Origin of the sequence: Fretibacterium fastidiosum, from assembly GCF_000210715.1 — a bacterium.
Lineage (GTDB): Bacteria > Synergistota > Synergistia > Synergistales > Aminobacteriaceae > Fretibacterium > Fretibacterium fastidiosum.
The window spans coordinates 1533277-1542329 of record NC_021038.1 but is presented as its reverse complement, the minus strand read 5'-3'; the positions used below and the strand labels follow the sequence as shown (position 1 = coordinate 1542329).

The following is a 9053-nucleotide window of genomic DNA, read 5'->3' as shown; positions in this document are numbered from 1 at the left end:
CATGCGAAGCGAACGTTTTTTTGAAAACTTCGTCGTCCGTCTCCCGACCCGTCGGACCTGTGAGGGGCTTTCGGCCTTCATTTCCTGCCGAGGCAGGCCGTTCGCTCGACGCAACGATCCTTCTGCGGGCTAACGTCGCCTAAACAGGTTCTTAAACCAGCGGAATATGCCGTGGGAAGCGTAGGCATCAAGGTCCATCAGCGGCACCTCCTGCCCCATGAGGCGTTGGGCGATGTTCAGGTAGGCCTGGGCTGCGGGGGACTCCGGGGACAGCGTCATCGGCTCGCCGTTGTTGGTGGCGCGGATGACGCACTCGTCCTCCGGGACGATTCCGATCAGCTTAATGGAGAGGACGTCCAGGATGTCCTCCTGTGCCAGCATGTCGCCATCCTGGACCATCGTGGGCCGGAGGCGGTTGATGATCAGACGGATCGGGGCCTTTCCCATGGACTCCAACATGCCGATGATGCGGTCCGCGTCCCTCACCGCCGGAATCTCCGGCGTCGTGACCACGAGGGCCTCGTCGGCCCCGGCCGCCGCGTTCTTGAACCCACCCTCGATGCCGGCGGGACAGTCCAGGAAGATGAAGTCGAAGTTCGGCCGCAGCTGGCTGCAAAGCTCTATCATCTGTTCGGGGCTCACCGCGTCCTTCGTGCGAGTCTGGGCGGCGGCCAGCAGGAACAGGTTTGGCACTCGCTTGTCCCTGATCAGGGCCTGCTTTAAGGTGCAGTTCTTTTCGATGACGTCGATGAAGTTATAGACCACCCTGTTCTCGAGGCCCATAATGACGTCCAGGTTGCGCAGCCCCACGTCCGCATCGACCGCTACGACCTTCTTGCCGAACTTGGCCAGGGCCGCCGCGATGTTCGCGGTCGAGGTCGTCTTTCCCACCCCTCCCTTTCCGGAGGTCGTGACAATAACCCGAGCTCCCAATAGAAACCCTCCATTCGCTGAAAAAGCATACGCTCATTAGGAAAGCGCTGATTGACTTTCGTAAAAATCGCTGAAAACGGTTTGCCGACCGTCCCCGATGCCAGCCTCTCCGGCCTGTGCTGCGAACTGCGCCGGCGCCATTCTAATCTCTAAGCTGCCCGAAGAAGAAGGGCCATTCGGAGGAATCCTGCTCTCACGGCTCCGCTGCGCCGCTCAGAAACTCGTTCTCGCGGACGATGGGCTCCCCGTCCTCGATGACGATCAGAACCGGCTTCTGCCATCCGGCGGTGGAGGGGTCCGCGTAGCACAGCTTATGCCCCAGGCGCACCTGCTGCGCCTCGAAGGACCCGGCCATGACGAAGACGTCCTCGCGGCCTCCGCGGCCCGCGTGGACCAGCCCTTTCAGCTTTCCAGACACGATGACGCTTCCGCCGGCGGATATCTCGGCGCCGGAGTTCAGATGTCCCCACAGCACCACGTCCCCCTCGGCCTCCACCACCTGGCCGGATCGCATAGAATTATACACAATCCTCACCCTGGGCGGTCCCCACTCCTTCGCCGTCCTGTGCGCCTCCGGCTGAGGGGTGGGGGCGACGACCGGCTCCGCCACCGCAAAGCCCGATCTGCGAAACAGCTGCAGCGACTCCTCGTTATCGGAGAGCCAGGCCAGGACGCGGAACCCCTTGCCCCACACGACCTCCTGCAGGAGCCGAAGGAGAAGCCGCTCCGAACACGCCCTGGACTGAAAGTCGAGGGCGATCCCCTCCGAGTCCGGAAGCTGGTACGCCTGGGGCGGGATGCGGGACAGGAGCTCCAGGAGCGTCTCCTCGGACGAGGAGACGGGCAGGGAGATGCGAATGCCGTAGCGCGTCCCCGCCATCCGGATCTGAGCGCCGGATCCCCGGCTGAGGGCCTCCAAACCCGACGAATGGCCTTCGGGGAGCTCCCCGAAGGGGGGATTGTCTTGAACGTCATCGTCATGCTTATGGGACATCGTCACCCTACTCTTTCTTTTCCCCTTCAGTCGAAGCGTGGCTCAACATGTGGGCCAGGAGCTCGCCCACGATGGGCGAAGTCACGCTGCTTCCGTGCTTTCCGGCCTCGACGATGGCCACCACCACGTACCGTGGCGCCTCCGCCGGCGCATAGCCCGCGAAGAGCGCGTGGTCGTCCCCGTGGGCGTTCTGAGCCGTCCCCGTTTTGCCGGCGACGGTCACCCCAAACTTCCCGGCGCGAGCTCCTGTCCCGCGCTGCACCACGTAGTCCAGCCCCTGCTGCACGAGGGCCACCTTGGCCGGTGTGAGGTGCAGATCGACGGGTGGCCTGTAGCTCAGGTTAGAGAGGTGTGGCGTCACCAACCTGCCCCCGTTCGCTATCGCCGCATAGACCCGCGCGATCTGAAGGGGCGTCATGAGAAGGTACCCCTGCCCGATGGAATAGTTCACGGTATCCCCCTGATACCAGTTCTCCTTAAAGCGCCTTCGCTTCCAGTCGGGCCCCGCGATGACGCCGGCGCTCTCCCCCGGAAGGTCGATTCCCGTCGGCTCCCCAAGACGGAAACGACGGGCCCACTTGAGGATGCGGTCTATCCCCATCCGTATGCCGACCTGGTAGAAGTAGACGTCACAGGAGTGCTGGAGGGCCGTCAACACGTTCATGGAGCCGTGCCCGCTGCGCCTCCAGCAGCGGAAGGTGTGGGAGGCCAGCCTGATGGCCCCGCTGCAGGAGAAGGAGGTGGAGCTCGTAATGACGTCCTCTTCGAGGGCCGCCAGGGACATGAACGCCTTGAAGGTCGAGGCGGGAGGGTAGACCCCGGAGATGCAGCGATCGAGCATTGGCCTGTTGGGGTCCCGAACGATAGCGTTCCACTCCCTCCCGGAGACCCCCCAGGCGAGGGGGTTGTTGTCGTAGGTCGGGGAGGAGGCCAGCGCAAGGATCGCGCCGGTCTTCACGTCCATCGCGACGATGGCCCCCTTGTAGTTCTTCAGGAGCTCGACGGCCAGCTTCTGCACCCCCATGTCCAGGGTGAGGTGCAGGTCCGTCCCCTTCGCCGCGGGACGGGAGTCCAGGACGCGCACCTTGCGCCCCCGCGCGTCCACCTCCAGCGCCTCCTCCCCCGCCTCCCCGCGGAGCTCGGCCTCATAGGCGCGCTCGATGCCGGACTTCCCGATCAGGTCTCCCCCGTAGTAGTCGTTTCCGGAGCTCGCCTTGAGCTCCTCCTCCGAAATCTCCCCGACGTAGCCCAGGACGTTGGCGGCCATCGCCCCTGCGGGGTACGTTCGGCGCCACACGGAGAGGGGAAAGAGCTCGTGGGGGAAGTCCGTGTCCGCCACCAGGTCCGCCATCTGGGGCATCGTCAGGTTGGAAACGAGTTTCATCACCCGATAGGGGGCCAACCGCTGCTGTTTGATCGTCCGCGCCAGGTCCTCCGACGTCATGGGGATCCCGTGGCGCAGGAGCACCGCACTGAGCTTCTCTAGCTTCTCCGGAGTGTCCAGGTCCAGCGGATAGCCCATGACGTTGAACGTCGTCTCGTTCACCGCCAGGGGAACCCCGTGCCGGTCGAAGATCTCGCCCCGTGGGGCGGCAAAGCGGATCAGCCGCAGGCGGTTGTTGTACGCCAGCCGCACGTACTTGTCCCCCTGAAAGATCTGGCAGAAATAAAGCCCTCCCAGGAGGACAAGAAGCGACCCCAGGACGCCCCCCCAGAAGAAGCTTCAGGCGATCGTCCAGCAGGTCGCGGATCTCAGGCATGGAGGCTCCTCATGTGCTTCGAGTAAAGGTGCAGGCACAGGAGAAGCGCGGGGAGGGAGCAGAGCTGCTGCACCAGGAAGAACCCTCCGCTCACGCCGCCGCCCACGATCAGCACCGGGATGAGTGGCGGGATCACCAGGGACGCCTCCAGCAGGAGGAAGGCCACGAACATCGTGCGCCCCTGAGACGGAATGGCGCTCCACATCCAGAGGACCAGCATCACCACCGCGACGTATCCCAGCGTGAAAAATCCGGGGATTCCGACCCACCTCAGGTCCCACAGCAGGCCGCCCACGAAAGCGGTCCAGATGGCCCACAGGCGCTCCTCCCCCTCCTTCAGCGTGAGGAGACGGTAGACCACCCCCAGCAGGAAGAGCTCCGGGGCCTGCGTCACGCGCAGCAAAAGCACCTCTATGAGGTCCTGAAACAGCCACAGGCCCACGAACTCCATCATCGGGACGCCCCCTCAGGCCCTACCAGCAGGGACACGCTGTAGAGCTTTGAGAAATCCGCGCCCGGAGCGATGCGGTACGTGGCGTAGCCGTCTGGGGTCGTCTCCAGCTCCTCGGCGATGACCCCGATGGGCAGCCCCGGCGGAAGCTGTTCGCCGATCAAGGCCGTGCTGACCTTCATCCCCTTCATGGAGCCCCGTCCCGCCGGGATGTAGTTCAGGAAGACGGACCCGCTGCCGTTTCCCATGACGACCCCCAACTCCCTCGTCTCCTCCACCACGACGGGGATCATCAGCGACGGCGAGGTGAGGAGCTCCACCCACGAGGACAGGAGCGACACGGAGCTGATGCGCCCCGCGAGGTAGCCGTTATGAAATACGGGCAGTCCAACGATGACGCCGTCCCCCTCTCCCTTGTCGATACGGATCTCGTTCCACCAGGACATGGGCGCGCGAAGCGTTATCCTGGCCACGTCCTTCCTGGCCTCCAACGCGCTCAGCTCGACGCGGATGCGCTCGTTTGCCAGGGTGGCGTTCAGGACGCGAAGCTCCGCGTTCTCGCCCCGCAGCGCCTCGATCTCCGCCTGTATGGCGCTTCGGCTGCGGCCCCAGCTCAGCCAGTCGCGTATCGTCTCCCGCAGGAGGACCGCTGGATACTCCGGGATGCTCAACATCCCGCTCAAAAGGTCCGCTGCGGTCTTCGATATCCCCAGGCTCGCGCCGACCCCCAGGAGGAAGAGCCCCAGGATGAGGGCCGTCAGGCCGTGGGCCCTCTCCCGGACCTGGCGTCGGTCAAGCATGGGGACGCCTCACGGCACGGCGAAGACGCGGGACGCGCCCCGGCAGCCCCCTCGGAACCGTTCCCTGGTGCGGCGCCAAATTCGGCATTCAGCGCGAACCGCGCTCGACGGACATCAGGACGCGCCGCATCGTCCCCAGGTTGTCCAGTATCTTCCCAACGCCCAGGGCCACAGAGAAAAGGGGCTCCTCCGCCACGATCACCGGCGTGTTGATCGTCCGTGACAGCCGTTCGGCAAAGCCGCGCATCAGAGCGACCCCGCCCGACAGGACGATGCCGCGGTCCACGATGTCCTTGGCCAGTTCCGGGGGCGTCTTTTCAAGCGCCACCTTCACCATGTCCTCGATGCTCAGGAAGATCGGCTCCAGGGCCTCCCGGACCTCCAACGAGGACACCATGTCGCTCTTGGGCAGGCCGTCCGAGAGGTCCCGCCCCTTCACGGACATCTCGAGTTCCGGGGACAGGGGAAGCGCGGAGCCGATCGTGTTCTTGACCTCCTCCGCCGTCGTCTCCCCGATGAGCAGGGCGTAGCGCTGGCGGATCATCGCGATGATGGCGTTGTCCATCGTCCGGCCCGCCGTGCGCAGGGAGCTGGTCACGACGATGCCTCCGAGGGAGATGACGGAGACCTCGCTGGTCCCGCCGCCGATGTCGATGATCATGCAGCCGTTGGGCCTGTCGATGGGAAGGCCAACGCCGAGGGCCGCGGAGATGGGCTCCTCCACGACGTAGGCCTCGCTCGCCCCGGCCCCCAGCGTCGCGTCGACCACCGCCTTGCGCTCCACCTCCGTCACCTCCGCGGGGACGGAGATGACCACGCGCGGATGCACCATGAAGGACCCGCTGCCGCCGGCCCTTCGCAGGCAGTAGCGGATCAGCTCCTCCGTCATGTCGAAGTTCGCGATGACGCCGTCCTGGAGGGGCCAGATCGCCTCCACGCCGCCGGGCGTCTTCCCGGACATCGCCTTGGCCTCCCGCCCGACGGCAATGACCTCGAGCCCGCCGCCCCGCGGCAGCTTGCGAATGGCCACCGTCGAGGGCTCGCTGAGCACGATCCCTTTATCCTTGACGTACACCACGATGTTGGCGGAGCCGAGGTCGATCCCAACATCCAGCCCCAAAACACCGGATAGGTACTTGAACATGCTTCTTCATCACCCGCAGTTTCAAACTCAAAGGGCCCCCTGCCGATGCGCAGGCGGGCTTTCAACACCAGGGCGTCTTCTAAGACTGCACGGGCCAGAAGGGGTTGTGCGCCCTCTCCTTGCCGATATTCGTCTCCGGCCCGTGCCCGGGCAGGACGCGAAGGTCGTCCGGCAGCTTCGCCAGCCGCAGGAGAGAAGCGTTCAGCTTCGCCTCGTCGCCGCCGTCGAGGTCCGTGCGCCCCACGCTGTGGGCGAAGAGCGTGTCGCCGGAGGTCAGCACCTTCTCGTCCCCCTCCGCAATAAGATAACACACGCCGCCCTCGGTGTGCCCCGGCGTCTCCATGACCTGGACCTCGATTTTTCCAACCCTCAGGGTCTGTCCCTCCACGACCTCCTGAAAGTCGGTGATGGGGTCGCAGTGGATCCGAAGCGCGGTCTGAAGCGATTCCGGAGGATTGCGCAGGATGCGGGCGTCGCCGCGCCCCACGTAGACCTCCGACCCCACGAGGGGCACGAGGTCCCGGACCCCGGCGATGTGGTCTAGGTGTCCGTGGGTCAGGAGGACCTTCCGCAGTTTCAGGCCGTGGACCTTGACGAACTTCAGCACCTCCGAGGCGTCGCCGCCCGGGTCGATGAAGAAGGCCTCGCCGTCCTCGTCCCAGAAAAGATAGCCGTTCGTCCACAACGCCCCCAGAGGGAAACGCTTGTATTGCATCTTGAGCACAGCCTCCCGTTCAAAACAGCGCGGAGTTCGTCTTCCCGCCCCGGTTACCTTCTGTCCGCAGTGTCGAGGAAGAGCGTGACGGGGCCGTCGTTGAGGATATCCACCTCCATGTGCGTCTGGAAGACCCCGCAGCCCGTCTCCACGCCCTGGGCCCTGACCCGCTCGACAAAGTATTCGTAGAGCTCCCGGCCCTTCTCCGCCCCCGCCGCCCCCACGAAGGAGGGACGCCGCCCCTTGCGGCAGTCGCCGTAAAGCGTGAACTGGGAGACCAGGAGGGCAGCGCCGCCCACGTCCAGCAGGGAGAGGTTCATCCGGCCCTCCGCGTCCTCAAAGATCCTGAGGTTCACGAGCTTCTCAGCCAGCCAGTCCGCGTCGGCCTGCGCGTCCTCGGCCCCCACCCCAAGGAGGACGCAAACGCCCCTTCCGATCCGGGCCGCCTCAACTCCGCCCACGGAAACCGCCGCCCTCGAAACCCTCTGAACGACCATGCGCATGGCCTCTACCCCCTCGTAACCTCGATGATGTCCTTGACCGCGTTCAGCTTTGCGATGACCCCATAAAGGTGTTCCAGGTCGCGGACCCGCAGCTCGATCTTCATCCTCATCAGGCTGTTGCCGATCGTCGAGGCCTTGATGCCCGATATGCTGCCCCCTCCAAGCCCGATGGACTGCGCTGCGTCCCGGATCAGGTTGGCGCGGTCCACGGCCTCGGCCTTCAGCCGCGCCGTGTACAGTTTGTCGGAGGAGCGGCCCCAGGAGACCTGCACCACCCGCCCCATCTGGGCGTTCAGGATGTTGGGGCAGTCGATGCGGTGTATCGTGATCCCGCGGGTCCTCGTGGAGTACCCCACGATGGCGTCCCCTGGTATCGGCGCGCAGCAGTTCGCCAGGACGACGCTCACCCCCCCCTCCCCCTCCACGATGATGTCGGAATCGTGCCGACGGACCGGAGGGTTCTCCTTGACGAGCGTCGAGAGGTCGTCCGCAGGGTGATGCTGCTGCAGGTAAGCCAGGACCAGCTTCTGCGCCACGGTGCTGGGGCCGGAGGTCCCCGCCCCCACGGCCGCCAACACGTCGTCCTTTCCGGACAGCCCCAGGTCCCGCGCCACCTTGTTCAGTCCGGGGGCGAAGTCCTCCTGGTTCTCGACGGTGAGGCCGCGCTTGCGCAGCTCCTTCTCCAAGGCCTCCCAGCCCCGCGCGATCTTTTCGTTTCGATCCGTCTTTTCGGCCTGGCGGAAGTGGTTGCGTATCTTGCTCCTGGTCTTGCTGGAGCGCGCGATCTTCAGCCAGTCTTGGGAGGGCGATCCCTGAGGGGAAGTGATGATCTTCACGATGTCGCTGTTGTGCAGCTGCGTGCTCAAGGGGACGATGCGGCCGTTGATCATGGCCCCCAGCAGTGGTTGCCCACCTCGGTGTGCACCGCGTAGGCGAAGTCCAGGGTCGTGGCTCCGTTGGGCAGCACGAGGGGCTTGCCCTGCGGCGTGAAGACGTAGACGTCCGACGTCAGGATGTCGCTCTTGAGGAGCTCCAGGAACTCCTCCGGGTCCTGTCCATCCCCCTGTTCCGCCTCCAGCGCCTGACGCACCCACATCAGCTTGGCATCCAGGCTGTCCGCGGCAGCGCCCTTCGACTTGTAGAGCCAGTGAGCGGCGATGCCGTACTCCGCCAGGTGGTTCATCTCGTAGGTCCGTATCTGGACCTCCATGGGGGCCCCGAAGGCCATCACCGTGGTGTGCAGGGACTGATACATGTTGCTCTTGGGCGTCGCGATGTAGTCGTCGAACTGGCCGGAGATGGGCGCCCACATGGCGTGGACGATCCCCAGCACGGCGTAGCACGTGGACACGTCCTCCACCAGGACGCGGATCGCCAGGATGTCGTAAAGCTCGTCAACGGATAGCTTCTTTCGCTGCATCTTCTCGTAGATGCTGTAGTAGTGCTTCGCGCGCCCCTTGATCCTGCAGGGGATGCCCTCCTTGCCCAGCCGCGCCTCGAGGGCTTCAATCCCGCGCTTGATGACGCTCTCCATCTCCGGCAGGCGGCGCTTCACCTTCCTCCGAATCTCCTGATAGATGTCGGGCTGAAGGTATCGGAAGGAGAGGTCCTCGAGCTCCCGCTTGATCTGGTAGATGCCGAGGCGGTGGGCCAGGGGCGCAAAGATCTCAAGGGTCTCCCTGGCGATGCGCTCCTGCTTGTCCCTGCGCAGCGCCCCCAGGGTCCTCATGTTGTGAAGCCGATCCGCCAGCTT

Annotated in this window: 10 protein-coding genes; all 10 read right to left on the bottom strand. The window is 65.0% G+C overall.

Annotation, left to right across the window (positions count from 1 at the left end; all coding sequences use genetic code 11):
• Positions 1–129: 129 nt before the first annotated feature.
• The gene (minD, locus tag SY1_RS07155) at positions 130–933 is read right to left on the bottom strand and encodes a septum site-determining protein MinD (protein WP_208873243.1); all 804 of its coding nucleotides are present in this window, start codon (positions 931–933) and stop codon (positions 130–132) included.
• Between the two features lie 193 nt (positions 934–1126).
• Positions 1127–1927: a septum site-determining protein MinC gene (locus SY1_RS07150; protein ID WP_208873241.1), complete on the bottom strand. Its 801-nt coding sequence runs from the start codon at positions 1925–1927 to the stop codon at positions 1127–1129.
• 7 nt (positions 1928–1934) lie between these two features.
• Complete coding sequence (gene mrdA, locus SY1_RS07145) at positions 1935–3629, bottom strand: penicillin-binding protein 2 (protein WP_423868989.1); 1695 nt, start codon at positions 3627–3629, stop codon at positions 1935–1937.
• Positions 3630–3679: 50 nt separating this feature from the next.
• Positions 3680–4141: a hypothetical protein gene (locus tag SY1_RS07140; RefSeq protein ID WP_208873239.1), complete on the bottom strand. Its 462-nt coding sequence runs from the start codon at positions 4139–4141 to the stop codon at positions 3680–3682.
• Complete coding sequence (gene mreC / locus SY1_RS07135) at positions 4138–4938, bottom strand: rod shape-determining protein MreC (RefSeq protein ID WP_015556625.1); 801 nt, start codon at positions 4936–4938, stop codon at positions 4138–4140. The genes SY1_RS07140 and mreC overlap by 4 nt, the downstream gene beginning before the upstream one ends.
• A gap of 88 nt (positions 4939–5026) precedes the next feature.
• Complete coding sequence (mreB, locus tag SY1_RS07130) at positions 5027–6082, bottom strand: rod shape-determining protein (RefSeq protein WP_015556624.1); 1056 nt, start codon at positions 6080–6082, stop codon at positions 5027–5029.
• A gap of 79 nt (positions 6083–6161) precedes the next feature.
• The gene (locus SY1_RS07125; protein ID WP_015556623.1) at positions 6162–6797 is read right to left on the bottom strand and encodes an MBL fold metallo-hydrolase; all 636 of its coding nucleotides are present in this window, start codon (positions 6795–6797) and stop codon (positions 6162–6164) included.
• Positions 6798–6850: 53 nt separating this feature from the next.
• Complete coding sequence (gene dtd / locus SY1_RS07120; RefSeq protein WP_015556622.1) at positions 6851–7300, bottom strand: D-aminoacyl-tRNA deacylase; 450 nt, start codon at positions 7298–7300, stop codon at positions 6851–6853.
• Between the two features lie 5 nt (positions 7301–7305).
• Positions 7306–8166 (bottom strand): ACT domain-containing protein, encoded by an 861-nt coding sequence (locus SY1_RS07115; protein WP_208873237.1) that lies wholly within the window; start codon positions 8164–8166, stop codon positions 7306–7308.
• Positions 8167–8186: 20 nt separating this feature from the next.
• The coding region (locus SY1_RS07110; RefSeq protein WP_208873235.1) for a RelA/SpoT family protein at positions 8187–9053 on the bottom strand (867 nt) is incomplete at its 5' end.